This is a genomic window from Lysinibacillus canaveralius, assembly GCF_047301505.1.
Lineage (GTDB): Bacteria > Bacillota > Bacilli > Bacillales_A > Planococcaceae > Lysinibacillus_B.
Genome location: NZ_CP154840.1, coordinates 1654219 through 1668131, shown reverse-complemented (window position 1 = coordinate 1668131; position 13913 = coordinate 1654219). Strand labels below are relative to the sequence as shown.

Genomic DNA, 13913 nt, shown 5'->3' with positions numbered 1-13913 from the left:
CCTTCATTTAATAGATATTTCCGAATTGGTCACACCTGAATTCAATAGTAAATGCTTTTTCGAATGTTAGGCCCATTCCACTCCAAATCCCTTCGATATCAATACTGTACGTGCGTCCGCCGTCAATCAAGGAGGCCTCAGCAGATGTCTGCTCCCAAGTACCATTAGGACTTAACCCTTTTGTTGTAATCCCATCTATACCAGTAAACACCTGCCGATCATGGGTCTCGTTATACTGTGTTGTAAAGTTCGCTGCAATTTCAACGACACGTATTACCCCACTTGTATACATATATGCTTTTTTGGCTATTTTTCCATCCGCCTTCAGAGTTGTTTCTCTGTCTGCTTCAGATAGGGATTGTACCATTTCACGTTCTTTCGCCAAATGCTCATCCACCGCGGACCGAATATCTTTTTCAAAAATCTCAGGGTCCCGCCACGCTTCATCTTCAAATTGCTCCAGCGGGGAAACCTCCATATGAAGCCCTACTTTCTGCTCGTTTAGCCACTCTACGGCATCCACATACCGCTTGTGATAAGCCTCCTTTTGCTGCTGTGTTAATTCTACTGGGGCTGCTTCTGCTTCCGGCATAATAGCGAACTTTTTTCCCTCTTCTGAAACTGCTTCCTTCTGTCCTTCAATGATTGGTATATCTACCACAGCATCCATTTCTTCTGCTGTACAGGCCGTCATTGTAACAGTCCCCAGTAAAACACCTATGTACATAATTTTCTTCAAGCTTAGTCCCCCCACTGTCTCCTGCTCACCAATATTTATCCATACTTTACCATTAACTGAAGAAGAGATGAAATATTTATTTCAATTTTCTAAAAACAATAATCAAAAGGAGCTATCGCATCTTCTGCAATAACTCCTGATATCCTTTTTAAAAATCCTCTTTATTAAGTAATCTCTCGTACCCTTTCATGCCGCAGCAGCCAATAAACAACCACTACTGTCACCCCAATCAACCCGGCATATATACCCGGCGCCACCCACGGCAGATGATACGTCTGGAACAGTCTGCCGAGCGCCGTTGGAATGACCAGCCAGATGAACAGTCCGATTATCACAATCTGTGCTGCCATCTGACTGAGATAATTGCGGCTTAAAGAGGAGCAGGCCATCACCAACAGTCCGAAAACAGCACTAATGAGATACATCCCCATTATGACAAAGATGATATACTGCCTGAACGTAATGTCGTACCAGTAATTAACGTAATCCATATGATACAATTGCATAAAGAAGAATGGAGATGTGCCATTTCCCATATACAGCATCCCGTAAATTACAATTAAAATGGTTGTTACAAAAAGGGTCAGCATCAGCCCCGCCCGCCATTTCGTGACGAAAGTTTTGCGGCCATGTTTCGTGCTGTATTGCAGCGGCACCATTTGATTTGCACGGTCCCTCAGAAATACAGGCGATAGTAAAATTATCAGATTGAATAAAATGATGATGGTGACATTTTCAGCAATCGTCATAAAGTTTTCTGCAACAGAAGAGCTGTAATATTGATAACTCTCGTTTGCAAGTAACTCCTCTATCCGCTCCTTTTCCAGAGGCGATCTATAATGTGGTGACTGGAGGCTTTCTTCCTTGTACTGATAGTTCTCCAAAATACTTTCATAAGACTGTATCCACCACATCAGGTCGAAATCGTCCGTTTCCCAAAAAGCCTGCTCCAGCTTATTGAAAGCTTCATCGTCCCGCTCATATTCCCTGTACTGTTCAACCGTCTCCACCCCGGCAGTTTGACTAAGTGGATGGTCCCTCAAGATGGCTTCGAACTTCTCTACTGTCTGCTCATATTCCCGCCGGACTTCTGCTATCTCTCCATCGTCAATGACTTCTCCGTACCTTTCAACCATATCCAGCTCGATTTCAAACCTTTCACTTGATGGTCGCCCATTTGGAAAATTTTCAAAATAAAAGTCCGCAAGCAGGCTATATAACAGCACATTCATCACAAGTAAAAGCCCGACAATCGGCCATGTAAAGCATTTCTTGATTTCCATCCACCAAAGTCTCATTCGTGTAGGTCCTTTCGTTTAAATCGTTTCATGCTCCGCATTGCCATCACAACTGCTAGTAAGATGAAGATGCTTAACGTCACCAGCTCGTGATACCAGAATCCCGTCATCCCTGAAAGCCCGTTGAACAGCATGTGCGGATTTAAAACGAGCAGCATAAGGTTGAAGTGGCTTATGAGCATTAGCAGCGGTGAAAACGTAAGATAGCTCGGTACGACGAACAAAGCGAGCAGCACGAGCAGCATTGTAATCGATACGATATAGCTGTTCTGCACACCAACTGCCACAGCAAATGTAGCAAATGTAATAACAAGCCATGAAATGAAAATGATGACTACTGCCAGCAATAAATACTGCCATAGCGGCATGTCCCACCAAAACATATAAGGAGCTTGGTACTCCCAGTTAAGCCCACTGCCGATATTGACACCCCAAAGCCCAGTGTAATCATGGAAACTGAAGAATACGGCGAATGTGCCGGCCATCAGTAAAAGTCCAGCCCCTGCTGTTGCCATACCGGCTGCCCATGCCTTTTTCTTCATAATCCCCCTGCCCATTTTGCTTGCAAATATAAGGAGATGCGTACGCTGCTCACGCTCATATGCTGTAAGATAGGCAGTCATGAGTACAGCGAGCAGAATTCCTTCCAGCGCAACCATTTTCACAACAGATCGGAACAAAAAACTATGCATCCGGTACGGGTTCCCTGCAAAAAACCATTCGTTGTAGGATTCGTTTTCCATATACTTTTCGAATCTTTTCTCCAGCTGAGCAAAGTGCCTATCCATCCAGGATGCAGCAATCCCTGATAAGCTGTATGTTTTCTTGATGTCTTCACCGAATGCATCCATATTTACTTTTCCATATCGCTCCTTCAGCTGGCCAGCAAGGTTTGCATACATAGCGTACAAGCTGAGTTCATCGACCTGCCACTGTCCCTCTTCTGATTGTTCGTAATAAAATTCAGACGTCATAGCATCCAAATAGGCGGCTGCCCCCTGCTGTGAGCCGAGCGCCGCAGCTTTTTGTTCGATTTCCTCATGCAGTTCTTCGAGTGTCTCTTCCTCAATTGTCTTTCCGTAGTTCGCTATGATGTCATTCAATATCGCGAGCTCTTTTTCTTCACGTGCTTCCGACCATATGTAAAAGCTATTAAACCCGATGATCACAATTAACAGCACCCATATCACAGGGGACCGCCATAGCTTTTGCAGCTCTAATCCGATATATCTCATCCAATCACCCAACAGTGCTTTCCTGGGCGTATTCAACAAGGAAGACATCTTCCAGTGTCGGCTGTACCGACTGCCAGTGCGGCTTTTGCTCCTCTGCCATAAAGCGGATGAGCATACGACCTGCCTCCTGCTTTTCCGCAAGCACAATATAATTTTTTGCGAAATCCGCTACATCCGCAAAGTCGACTACTGTTTCAAAAATACAGCCTGACATCGTCGCACAAATAGAGGCGACATCTTTTTGGTACAGGAGCTGCTTATTTTTAATCATGATGATTTCATTCGCAATAGACTCTACATCCGAAACAATATGCGTTGATAAAAGAACAATCCGTGTCCGTGCCAAATTCGATAAAATATGACGGAACCGTGCACGTTCCTTCGGGTCCAGCCCTGCTGTCGGTTCATCTAAAATAAGGATTTGCGGATCGGCGAGCAGTGCCTGTGCAATGCCGACACGCTGGATCATACCGCCTGAGAATTTACGCATCTTCTTCTTTTTCACGTCAGATAATGCAACGAGTTCTAGTACCTCGTCGATACGGTCAGCTGCCTGTTCCTTTGGCATTCCTTTAAGTGCTGCCAAATACTGCAAATACTGTACAGGTGTATAGTGCCTATAATAACCGAAATGCTGGGGTAAATAGCCGAGCTTTTCCCTATACTCCTCACCCAGCGTGATAATATCCCGGCCATTGTAGGTGATGGTCCCAGCTGTCGGGGTAATTAATGTGGCGAGCATTTTAATAAGCGTCGACTTCCCCGCTCCATTCGGCGCTAGCAGGCCGTATACGCCGTTTTCAAGCGATAATGAAATATTCCTTAAAGCGATAAAATCGCCATATTGCTTTGTTACATTTTCGATGACAAGCATTCAAATGTACCTCCCTGTTGTTTCGTAAAAAACCGCTGCAGGCCAATTAGAAAAAGACTAATAGCTATGCAGGCAATCATGATATAGAAAGCATTTGGCAGCTGCATAATAACCTGGGTGTAGACTTGCTTGTCCTGGCCGAACAACACAAAATTCCCTGCAATCCATCCGATACAATAGAGAATGGTTTTTAAGAGAGGATCCCTCCCGCGCAGTACATATAGTAAACCTGTGGCAAATAAAAAAAGTCCTGTCAGTGCCACACTAATCATTTTGAAAACATCCATTGCTATAAACTGCGCTGCAATGACTATGCAGCCAGCATGTACAATACTCGCTATGATACTGTAGAACAACATACGGATGGCCAGTATCTGATATACCGTATACTTCATCGTCATTTCCAGCTCCAGTGTCCCTTCAAGCTTCTTCCGGATTGTTGAAAAGCCTGTTAGTGCCAGAAATAAAAATGGGGAAATAAGGAACAGCATGGCCGCCCAGCTATCCGTGATTTCCATTGGCGCCTCGATTGTGTACCACAGTTGTCCTGCCACAACGATTAGCAAGAGACTTGTAAACAGTATCTCTCCTCTTTCAAAGAAGAGCTGCTTTTTCGGAAAAACCCTCCACATCTCTCCGAGCATCTCCCACATCGATTGCTTGCGAGGCAGCCCCTTATCCACAATCATGGCAATCTGTCTGTCGATTTCCGCTTCCGTTGGCAGTTTTGGTTCAAACTTCGTCTTCATAATACGCCTCCATTTCCTTACGCAGGATCCTGATTGCCTTATAATAGTTCGTCTTGACAGTTGATTCCGGCATTTGCAAAAGCTTTGCAATCTCTATGAAGGTCAGTTCTGCGAAAATCTTATAACGAACGATCTGCTGTATACTGCCGCTCTGCTTTTGCAGGGATGTATTGACCGCCTCGTACTGCTCCTTATACTCAAGCTGCAGCATGCTGTCCTCAAGCTCTGCCTGCTCCTCATCCACGGTGTAAACAGTCACCTGTTTCATTTGGTGCTGTTTTGAACGGAGATAATCGATACAATGATTCGCTGCAATCCGGTACAACCAGGTACGAAAAGCAGATTTTTTCTCTTCATAGGAAGCAATAGAGCGCAGCATGCGAATGAAGATTTCCTGCGTCAAGTCAAGCGCCAGCTGCTCATCAAGTGTTTGCTTATAAACAAATATGTATATTTCCTTATAGTATTTTCGTGTCAGCTTGTCCGCACTTTTTTCATCGTGCTTCTGCTGGATTTTCCGTATCCAAAACCGCTCATTCATCTGCCTATCCTCACATCACTTTCTGTGCTTCACTTATATATTCGTAAATAGTAGATTAATAGTTTTACTTTTCGCAAAAAAATTTCCCTTTTCTTTTCAAACTGTGTAAAAACTCCGGGAAGAATTAAAGCGAATCTGCCTGCTGGAGCATTTTACAAATAGCTTAAAAACTCCCTTTCGGCTCCTTATTTATAGAATTTTTGATATGGGGTTATTTATAGCGATTAATGTATATAATGCTTTAAAAATCAGGTTCATTTGGTGGTAAATTGTTAACTTACAGCGTTTCAGCAAATGACAAGAATATAATTCTTATTCTAACCGGTATATCAAACAGGAATTGGAACATCTTACACAGTAATATGTTTTTTATTACATACGCAAGCTATGGCCGGCTTGATAATTTACGGATAAAACAGGTATTTATTTTTATATTTACAGGGCAGCATTTTGAGTGAATTAACTAGTTAGAAGGTGTGAATAAATTGATTAGTTTTATTGGCATAACAAACAATGATCATGTAGAAACGTATATTTCTATAAGTGATATCGATTTTTCTACTTTTAAATGGTTTTGGGTGGATTTTAATCAACCTACTAACGAAGAATCACAACATTTAGTGGATACTTTCCACTTCCATCCTCTCGCTATCGAAGACTGTGTACACAGGCTTCAACGCCCGAAGCTGGATTATTACGATAACCATACCTTTTTTGTTACGCATATTGTGAGGGAGCAAGAGGGTGAAATACTAAAAGAGGAGCTGAATTATTTTATCGGGGACAATTTTATTGTTACATTTCACCTTTCGCAGTCTGATGAAGTGGATGAAGTTTGGAATAGAATATTATTTCAAGAAAACAAGGAACAATGGGATTCCTTTTATGTATTTCACCAAATTTTAGATAAAACAGTCGATAACTACTTTCCAGTCATCTATAAAATCGAAGACAATTTAGACAAAATTGAAGGCAATACCCACCGAAAATCGATGAATCTTTTGATGCATGAACTATTTGCGACAAGAAATATGTTATTAAATCTATTACATACAATCAACCCGATGCGCGATTTACTTTACCGTATGTTGAATTCTCATCACTTAAGCGGAGTCACCGATAGAAAAGAATATTTTTCTGATATTTATGACCATCTCCTCAAACTATCAGACATCATCATGTCTGATAGAGAACTTACAGCGGATATACGAGATAATTATCTCTCGCTGAATTCACATCAAACAAATAATGTAATGAAAGTACTCACGATCATCACTTCTATCTTTGCACCGCTAACATTTATTGTAGGGATCTATGGGATGAATTTTGAGTATATGCCCGAATTAACATGGAGATACGGATATTTTATAACGCTTGGATTGATGGCAATGATAGGGATATCCATGTATGTATGGTTTAAGAAAAAGGGCTGGTTTAACTAGTTTTCTGCTCTTGATCCTTTACAGCACAGTTACCGAGAACACTAAAACGGAAGGTGGTTACGAGATTTTCTCCGTCCACCTTCCGCTGTATACATCCTCTATTTACACCTCTATTTCAGATAGCTTCAACGCCGCTTCATTCTTAAGAATAGAATTTAAGTGGTAAACTAGTGTCCGGATTACCCGGGTACGGTCAAGTCTTTTACTCTCGAACAAGGCATGAACCGCTAGTCCATCTACTACAGCATAAAGCCTTTCAATTTCCATATCCAGGTCTACCCCTTCTTTCAGGAAGCCAAATTCCGATAGTACATGGATGATTTTTTCCATACCGGTTAATAGTGCATTGAACGGAATATTCCTCTCCTCGTTCTTATGTTTCACCGAAGCGACATAAGCAAACCATACTTCCATCTCGAGCATGCTTTGCTGCTCTATCGGCAACGTCTGAAGCAGGACTTTCAATACCTGCTCCTGTATTGGCATATCTTCTTTTAATACTTCACCAATCCGCTGGTTAACATTCTCTGTTACAAGATTCATGGCGTAGACGAGCAGTTCATCCTGGTTTGAAAAGTAGTGTCGCAGGGCACCTAGGGACAGCCCCGCCTCTTTCGCAATATTTCTGACCGTCGCTCCTTCCATCCCTTTCTCCAAGATGACCTGCCATGTCGCCTCCGCTATGGCCTTCTTTCGTTCCGCTACATCTACAATCTTTGGCATATGTTTAGTATAGCAAAATCTTTTTTAAAATACACTTGTATTATTTAAATTGCCATGTTATATTTTTAAAAAATACAACTGTATTAAAAAAGGGAGGATTCTTTATGGGAGGAATTGGATGGCTGATTGTCGGAGCTGAAATCGCCTTTTGGGTGGTCATTCTGCTTGGATTATTCACTAGATATATATTAAAAATGAAGGGGCTGGGGCTATTCTTCTTGGCGCTCACACCAGTCGTTGATCTCGTGCTCCTTATTGCGACGGCAGTCGATTTATATAATGGAGCAACCGCTAGCACTGTTCATGGGATTGCAGCCATTTATCTAGGCGTTTCCATTGCGTTCGGAAAAAGCATGATTGCCTGGGCTGATCGGCAATTTACGTATTACATCTTAAAACAAGGGGAAAAACCACATAAAAAATATGGGTTTGAACATGCCCGCCATGAAATAAAAGGCTCGCTTCAGCACCTGCTCGCCTTCATTATCGGCAGCGCCTTTATCTTCGGGATTCACTTCTTCATCGGGGACCCGGAACGTACAGCAGCCCTGCTGAATCCGCTTCGGATCTGGGCAATTATTGTCGGGATTGATCTGCTTTATTCAGCATCTTACTTTTTATGGCCAAAAAGAGCGAAGGAATAAAATGACCATTCCTTATTCATATCGATAAAAAGATGCAGGCATGTTGGTAGTCAACATCCTAGCATCTTTTATTTCTCTTATGAGCTTCCTTATTCCGCCTATACATACTTACCATAAACATCTTCTAACCAGCCTAGCTTCGAAATACCAGGAAGTTACTTCAGGGGCTGGTCCCCTATATTCATCAAAAAATCCTATATTTTTTCAAAATAATGCTTTGAAGACCTCTTTTCGTTTTATTACTATAGATTTTCGGGTAGTAGCAAGATATAGAGAGAAAATTTACTAGGCAGCACGAAAGGAGTTCATCATGAAAAAAACAGGAAGAAAAAAATGGATCATTATCAGCGCCTTAGCTCTTGTATTAATTATAGTTGGGGTTACGTACTATACATCACTTAGTACCGGCTACGAATCTCTTGAAGATATGAACGGCTTCCCTATACCGAAATCGGCGGAGCTTGAAAAAGAAGAAGACAATGCAAAGCACTATGAATGGGACGGTGCAAGCGCTGCGAATGGCATCTCGAAAGGCTACCAGCTTGTTATTACTAACAGAGGCTGGGAGGAAACTGATCGACAAGGTGAAACAATTACCTATCAGCAAGATGACTTCGTTCTCCAGCTTCAATATGAAGACGACCGTTTCAGCGTTTTTGAAGTGGAAGAATAGAAAGGGCAGCTTACGGGCTGCTCTTTCAGCCTGTTGACAAACTCTTTCATCCAGCGTTGCTTGCCTCGCTCGTCCCCTCATGAACTTAAGTTCTATTCGTGTCTTCGCTCGGCGGCGCGCCTTGTCTGGCAAGCGTTTTCAAGACAGGCTGGGTAAAACATACCTTTATCAAACTAGTTGAAAAAACGTAAAGACAAAGTCAAAAAGTGACTTTGTCTTCACTCTGAAAGGGCAGCTTACGGGCTGCTCTTTTTATCATTTTTTAAGGAAATTAGAAATTCGCCTATTGACATCTTTTGTTTTTCCCTTTAAAGTAAATAACAATTTTAACCATACAGGCAATGACGAGGACACGAATGGATAAGAAAGATTCGCAGAGAGGGAAATCACCGGCTGAAAGTTTCCTAATTCGGACTTATCGATTTACTACCTCTGAGCTTTACCGGGAAACCGGTGACGTGAGCAGGCGTTATCTGCGATCAATGAGCTGCTGATTTGCATCGGCAGGAATTTGGGTGGAACCACGGGTAATCAACACATACTCGTCCCTTAGTGGACGGATATGTGTTTTTTTATTTTAAAGAAAAGGAGAATGATTATGTCAAATCAACAAGTAAAGATTCAATTTCCAGATGGCAAACAGCAAATGTTTGCACAAGGTGTCACACTAACCGATGTTGCAAAAGCAATTAGTTCGAGCCTTGCCAAAAAAGCAGTCGCAGGGAGTGTGAACGGCACCACAGTTGATTTGACGCATCCTATTCCGGCAGATGCCCAAATTGCTATTTATGATGTAAATTCAGCGGAAGGAATAGAAGTCATTCGTCATTCTACTGCACACCTATTGGCACAGGCTGTAAAGAGGCTTTACCCTGCTGCACACTTCGGCGTAGGACCGGTTATAGAAAATGGATTTTATTATGATATAGAATTGGAGCATTCATTTGGCCCCGAAGATTTGCAGAAAATTGAGAAGGAAATGAAAAAGATTGTCAAAGAGAATCTCCCCTTTGTAAGAAAAGAAGTGACAAGAGAAGAAGCGGCACACTTGTTTATGCATGACCCGCTGAAGCTGGAGCTGCTTGAAGCGATTCCTCCAAATGAGCTTGTCACAGTATATGAGCAAGGTGAATTCTATGATTTATGCCGCGGTCCCCATGTTCCGGCAACTGGCAGACTGCAGCATTTCAAGTTAACGAACCTTTCCGGTGCCTACTGGCGTGGAGACAGCAACAATCAAATGCTTCAGCGGATTTACGGTGTCGCTTTTGCGAACATTGAAGACATGCAAGCCTACTTCACATTTTTAGAGGAAGCTGAAAAGCGGAATCACCGCAAACTCGGTAAGGAGCTAGAGCTCTTTATGTTTTCTGAAGAGGCACCAGGCATGCCGTTTTATTTAGCAAATGGGCAAATACTTCGAAACGAGCTGGAATCCTTTTTACGTGAATTGCAGGCCCGCTATGATTATAAGGAGGTGCGGACGCCGCTCATGATGAATCAGCGGCTTTGGGAGCAATCGGGGCATTGGCATCACTATAAAGATAATATGTATTTCTCACAGGTGGATGAGCAGAAATTTGCATTGAAACCGATGAACTGCCCAGGTCATATGCTGATTTATAAAAATGATCATCATTCCTATCGTGATTTGCCGATCCGGATGGCTGAATTCGGCCAGGTCCATCGCCATGAATTCAGCGGAGCACTAAATGGACTATTGCGTGTCAGGTCTTTCTGCCAGGATGACGCTCATATTTTCGTCAGACCAGACCAGATCCAAGAAGAGATTACACTTGCCCTACAGATCATTGATCATGTTTATCGGGTATTCGGCTTCACGTATGAAATTGAGCTATCAACACGCCCCGATGACTTTATGGGAGAGCTGGCACTCTGGAATGAAGCGGAAGCAGCGCTTGAAAATGTACTGAAGAAACTCGGCTACCGCTATAAAGTAAATGCCGGAGACGGTGCCTTTTACGGGCCAAAAATTGATATCCATATTAAGGATGCCATCCAGCGCAGCCATCAATGTGCGACAGTGCAATTGGATTTCCAGCTGCCTGAAAAATTCGATTTAACATACGTAAATGAGCGCAACGAAAAGGTCCGCCCTGTCGTTATCCATCGGGCTGTCTTCGGTTCGATTGACCGTTTCCTCGGAATTTTAATCGAGCATTTCGGCGGTGCCTTCCCATTATGGCTTGCGCCAAAGCAGGTCGAAATCATCGGGGTATCAGCTGTGCATGAAGCCTACGCAGAACAAATTCAAGAGCGGTTACGAGAAGCTGGAATCCGAGCTTCGTTTGACAGCCGACATGAAAAGCTCGGCAAGAAAATTCGGGAAGCTCAGTTAAAAAAGGTTCCGTATATTCTTGTTTTGGGCGATCAAGAACAGGTACACGGTACAGTGACTGTCCGCTCTTACGGCCAAGAGAAATTAGAGACAATGCCTGTGGAAGAATTTACTCGGGCTGTGAAAAAAGAAATGGAAGAGAAGACGCTGCCTATGCATGAGTAAATTCGCTGGTATTTTGTAAAAATCGCCGGTAATCCACCCTTTTTCACCGATACTATAAAGATAGCTTCAAGAGAGCCCCTTATATATCGAATAATTATTTATTAAAATTTATAGTTAATCATTTATAACTATGAAGGGGTGTTCGTATGCAAATGCAACTAACAAAAAATGCAGATTCGGTTCTCTCTATTATGCTACAGGCGTTTGCCGAATATCGAGTCCAAGAAGTGCCTTCAAGCGCCTTGGATGAAACAGTAGAATTGATTACGGAAAAAATGCAAAATGGTGAGCTTGCCCTCATCGGTCATGTCGCTGGACAGGAAGCTGCGATGGTTCGTTTTAAACTCGAGAGCGATTACCTTTACTATTCTCGCCTTTCCGTCATCCCTGGATATCAAGGGAAAGGACTGGCAAAGAAGCTGCTTGCTTTCCCTGAACAATATGCAGTACAGCACAGTATTCCTGAAATCCGCTGCAAAGTACGGATGAATGTCCCAAGAAACATGATGCTATACGAGTCAATCGGTTATTCCATCAGCAAAGAAGAAACGGTTACTAAACCAACAGGTGAAAAGCTGCAGGTTGCCACGATGTTTAAAGTACTCCACTTTGGGTAATAAAAATGACCGCACCAAGCAAATTGGTGCGGTCAGCCTGTTGACAAACGCTTTCATTCATCGTTGCTTGCCTCACTCATCCGCTCATGAACTTAGGTTCTATTTGCGTCTTCGCTCGTCGGCGCGCCTTGTCTGGCAAGCGTTTTCAAGACAGGCTGGGTAAATCTTCATTTGAAAAATCTATCTAAAAAAACGTAAAGACAAAGTCGAAAAACGACTTTGTCTTCACTCTGAACGCACCAGGCATATTGGTGCGGTTTATTATATGTAGATTTATTTTATAATCTTATCTAAATTTGATTGGATTGATTGAGGCAGGCTCTTATAAAACAATCCTTTGTACTTTATATCAAGCAGACCCGCAACAGCGATACCAAGCCCGCCTATTAATAGAATGCACTTCTTCACCCTTTTTCAACTCCTTTCAATTCGCAATCTCTCTTTATTATATTCTATTGCGCGAATTTTTGGGTGTATTGCGTGATTTATTACTTTTTACTTATGATTGGCATACCAATAAAAAACGGATTTCCCGCCGATGCTGGAAATCCAATACTATTACGTAAAATATTCGTACTTTGCATGGGGAAAGAATTCACGCATATATTCCTCGAGGCGCTGCTTCAGCTCCTCTTCCTGATCTTTTTGGTAAATGTATTTGTGGATACCATACTTACCCCATTTTACTCGTCTTGCTGATTCATCCAGCTCCAGCTTTGTCTTTGGATAGTTTTTCAAAATTACCTTTTTGGCCGGCTTTGTAAAACGATGCTGTATGAATTCGAATGTCACATCCGCACGTGCATCTATTGGCAGTTCTGCGTCCAGCCGTTCGAACATATGACGGTAGCCCTCTTCCCATCCATCATAAAGGTAGATTGGTGCCACGATAAATCCAAGCGGATAACCTGCCCGTGCGACTTTTCCAGCAGCCTTAATACGCTCTGCCAGCGGGGATGTCCCTGGTTCGAAGTTTTTGATAACATAGTCTGCGTTAATACTGAATCGAAAGCGTGTATGGCCATTATGCTCTGCATCAAGTAAATGATCGACATGGTGAAACTTGGTGACAAACCGCAGCCTTCCTAGTTCCGTCTTTCCGAAATGTTCGATTGCCCGCTTTAGTGTATGCGTTAGATGATCAAGCCCGACAATGTCCGATGTACATGCTGCCTCAAAGCGTGTAATCTCTGGTGCCCGCTCTGCTATATAGCGGTCGGCAGCCTCCAGGATTTCCTCGACATTCACATATGTACGGACGTACGGTTTACTGCCCATTGTCGTCTGCAAATAGCAATAGTGGCAGTGCCCCATGCATCCCGTTGCAAATGGAATAGCATACTCGGCTGATGGCTTGGACGTATCAAACTTCAATGTCTTTCGAACCCCTACGACTAACGTAGATTTTGCCATCCGGTATTTTTGAAAATCATTATCCCCCGGCAGATCTCTCACTTGATTGTGTGACGTCGTATAGCGTATTTCAATCCCCATCTTCTCAAACTTTTCCTTCAGCTCTCTACCAAGCGGATATTCCAATGCCTGCGGTTCAAAATAAACAAGCTTTGGGACGAATGGTCCATTCATACCGCATACCTCCCTCGTTCCCATTCATTTGATACATCGTTTCAAATTGTGAGACAATTTACTACGCTCCTTAAGCATTAGATTGTCTAAAGATAGAGAAATTATGTTGTATAGTTTTTAAAATTTCTTTTTGTAATATGATGAAAAGGCTGCAACATCCAGAATGATTGCATTCTTAGCTATTTTCTCTCCCTTTATGCGGGAACAAAAAGAGATGATGTACCTAGCCTACTCCCCCCATTATCCTGAGCGGTGAAAAGTTTTTAG

The 13913-nt window shown here is 42.7% G+C and carries 14 protein-coding genes; 5 read left to right on the top strand and 9 right to left on the bottom strand.

Going from position 1 to position 13913, the window contains the following annotated elements; translation table 11 throughout:
* Positions 1-7 precede the first annotated feature (7 nt).
* The 6 genes from AA0Y26_RS08285 to AA0Y26_RS08260 all read right to left on the bottom strand — a co-directional run bounded on the left by AA0Y26_RS08285 (position 8) and on the right by AA0Y26_RS08260 (position 5436).
* Complete coding sequence (locus AA0Y26_RS08285; RefSeq protein ID WP_413366805.1) at positions 8-739, bottom strand: hypothetical protein; 732 nt, start codon at positions 737-739, stop codon at positions 8-10.
* Positions 740-903: 164 nt separating this feature from the next.
* The gene (locus AA0Y26_RS08280; protein WP_413366803.1) at positions 904-2037 is read right to left on the bottom strand and encodes a hypothetical protein; all 1134 of its coding nucleotides are present in this window, start codon (positions 2035-2037) and stop codon (positions 904-906) included.
* Complete coding sequence (locus tag AA0Y26_RS08275) at positions 2034-3272, bottom strand: hypothetical protein (RefSeq protein WP_413366801.1); 1239 nt, start codon at positions 3270-3272, stop codon at positions 2034-2036. Before AA0Y26_RS08275 ends, AA0Y26_RS08280 begins: the two co-directional genes overlap by 4 nt.
* Before the next feature lie 4 nt (positions 3273-3276).
* A complete protein-coding gene (locus AA0Y26_RS08270; protein ID WP_413366798.1) occupies positions 3277-4146 on the bottom strand; it encodes an ABC transporter ATP-binding protein in 870 nt (289 codons plus the stop codon).
* Positions 4125-4895, bottom strand: coding sequence for a hypothetical protein (locus AA0Y26_RS08265; RefSeq protein WP_413366796.1), 771 nt, complete (start codon positions 4893-4895; stop codon positions 4125-4127). The genes AA0Y26_RS08270 and AA0Y26_RS08265 overlap by 22 nt, the downstream gene beginning before the upstream one ends.
* The gene (locus AA0Y26_RS08260) at positions 4879-5436 is read right to left on the bottom strand and encodes an RNA polymerase sigma factor (RefSeq protein ID WP_413366794.1); all 558 of its coding nucleotides are present in this window, start codon (positions 5434-5436) and stop codon (positions 4879-4881) included. Before AA0Y26_RS08260 ends, AA0Y26_RS08265 begins: the two co-directional genes overlap by 17 nt.
* Positions 5437-5921: 485 nt before the next feature.
* Between AA0Y26_RS08260 and corA the strand changes: the two genes are divergently transcribed.
* Positions 5922-6878 (top strand): magnesium/cobalt transporter CorA, encoded by a 957-nt coding sequence (gene corA, locus AA0Y26_RS08255; RefSeq protein ID WP_413366792.1) that lies wholly within the window; start codon positions 5922-5924, stop codon positions 6876-6878.
* A 102-nt stretch (positions 6879-6980) separates the two neighbouring features.
* On the opposite strand, the gene AA0Y26_RS08250 is transcribed toward corA, so the two are convergent.
* Positions 6981-7601 (bottom strand): TetR/AcrR family transcriptional regulator, encoded by a 621-nt coding sequence (locus AA0Y26_RS08250; RefSeq protein WP_413366789.1) that lies wholly within the window; start codon positions 7599-7601, stop codon positions 6981-6983.
* A gap of 104 nt (positions 7602-7705) precedes the next feature.
* Here AA0Y26_RS08250 and AA0Y26_RS08245 point away from each other — a divergent pair, with 104 nt between their 5' ends.
* The 4 genes from AA0Y26_RS08245 to AA0Y26_RS08230 all read left to right on the top strand — a co-directional run bounded on the left by AA0Y26_RS08245 (position 7706) and on the right by AA0Y26_RS08230 (position 12059).
* Positions 7706-8245 (top strand): hypothetical protein, encoded by a 540-nt coding sequence (locus AA0Y26_RS08245; RefSeq protein ID WP_413366788.1) that lies wholly within the window; start codon positions 7706-7708, stop codon positions 8243-8245.
* A gap of 310 nt (positions 8246-8555) precedes the next feature.
* A complete protein-coding gene (locus tag AA0Y26_RS08240; protein ID WP_413366786.1) occupies positions 8556-8918 on the top strand; it encodes a hypothetical protein in 363 nt (120 codons plus the stop codon).
* Between the two features lie 598 nt (positions 8919-9516).
* Complete coding sequence (gene thrS / locus AA0Y26_RS08235) at positions 9517-11442, top strand: threonine--tRNA ligase (protein ID WP_413366785.1); 1926 nt, start codon at positions 9517-9519, stop codon at positions 11440-11442.
* Positions 11443-11588: 146 nt separating this feature from the next.
* Positions 11589-12059 carry a GNAT family N-acetyltransferase gene (locus AA0Y26_RS08230; RefSeq protein WP_413366783.1) on the top strand — a complete coding sequence of 157 codons (471 nt, stop codon included), beginning with the start codon at positions 11589-11591 and terminating at the stop codon, positions 12057-12059.
* 273 nt (positions 12060-12332) lie between these two features.
* Here AA0Y26_RS08230 and AA0Y26_RS08225 read toward each other — a convergent pair whose 3' ends face one another.
* Together AA0Y26_RS08225 and splB are read right to left on the bottom strand one after the other, a co-directional pair.
* Positions 12333-12467 (bottom strand): hypothetical protein, encoded by a 135-nt coding sequence (locus tag AA0Y26_RS08225; protein ID WP_413366781.1) that lies wholly within the window; start codon positions 12465-12467, stop codon positions 12333-12335.
* Between the two features lie 150 nt (positions 12468-12617).
* Positions 12618-13646 carry a spore photoproduct lyase gene (gene splB / locus AA0Y26_RS08220; protein ID WP_413366779.1) on the bottom strand — a complete coding sequence of 343 codons (1029 nt, stop codon included), beginning with the start codon at positions 13644-13646 and terminating at the stop codon, positions 12618-12620.
* Positions 13647-13913: the final 267 nt, after the last annotated feature.

What these genes read in the sequence shown, in the direction of transcription:
- AA0Y26_RS08230 (WP_413366783.1), top strand. Translation starts at nt 11,589, where the DNA reads ATGCAAATGCAACTAACAAAAAATGCAGATTCGGTTCTCTCTATTATG.
- splB (WP_413366779.1), bottom strand. Translation starts at nt 13,646, where the DNA reads ATGAATGGACCATTCGTCCCAAAGCTTGTTTATTTTGAACCGCAGGCA.
- thrS (WP_413366785.1), top strand. Translation starts at nt 9,517, where the DNA reads ATGTCAAATCAACAAGTAAAGATTCAATTTCCAGATGGCAAACAGCAA.
- AA0Y26_RS08265 (WP_413366796.1), bottom strand. Translation starts at nt 4,895, where the DNA reads ATGAAGACGAAGTTTGAACCAAAACTGCCAACGGAAGCGGAAATCGAC.
- AA0Y26_RS08280 (WP_413366803.1), bottom strand. Translation starts at nt 2,037, where the DNA reads ATGAGACTTTGGTGGATGGAAATCAAGAAATGCTTTACATGGCCGATT.
- AA0Y26_RS08270 (WP_413366798.1), bottom strand. Translation starts at nt 4,146, where the DNA reads ATGCTTGTCATCGAAAATGTAACAAAGCAATATGGCGATTTTATCGCT.
- AA0Y26_RS08275 (WP_413366801.1), bottom strand. Translation starts at nt 3,272, where the DNA reads ATGAGATATATCGGATTAGAGCTGCAAAAGCTATGGCGGTCCCCTGTG.
- AA0Y26_RS08250 (WP_413366789.1), bottom strand. Translation starts at nt 7,601, where the DNA reads ATGCCAAAGATTGTAGATGTAGCGGAACGAAAGAAGGCCATAGCGGAG.
- AA0Y26_RS08240 (WP_413366786.1), top strand. Translation starts at nt 8,556, where the DNA reads ATGAAAAAAACAGGAAGAAAAAAATGGATCATTATCAGCGCCTTAGCT.
- AA0Y26_RS08260 (WP_413366794.1), bottom strand. Translation starts at nt 5,436, where the DNA reads ATGAATGAGCGGTTTTGGATACGGAAAATCCAGCAGAAGCACGATGAA.
- AA0Y26_RS08245 (WP_413366788.1), top strand. Translation starts at nt 7,706, where the DNA reads ATGGGAGGAATTGGATGGCTGATTGTCGGAGCTGAAATCGCCTTTTGG.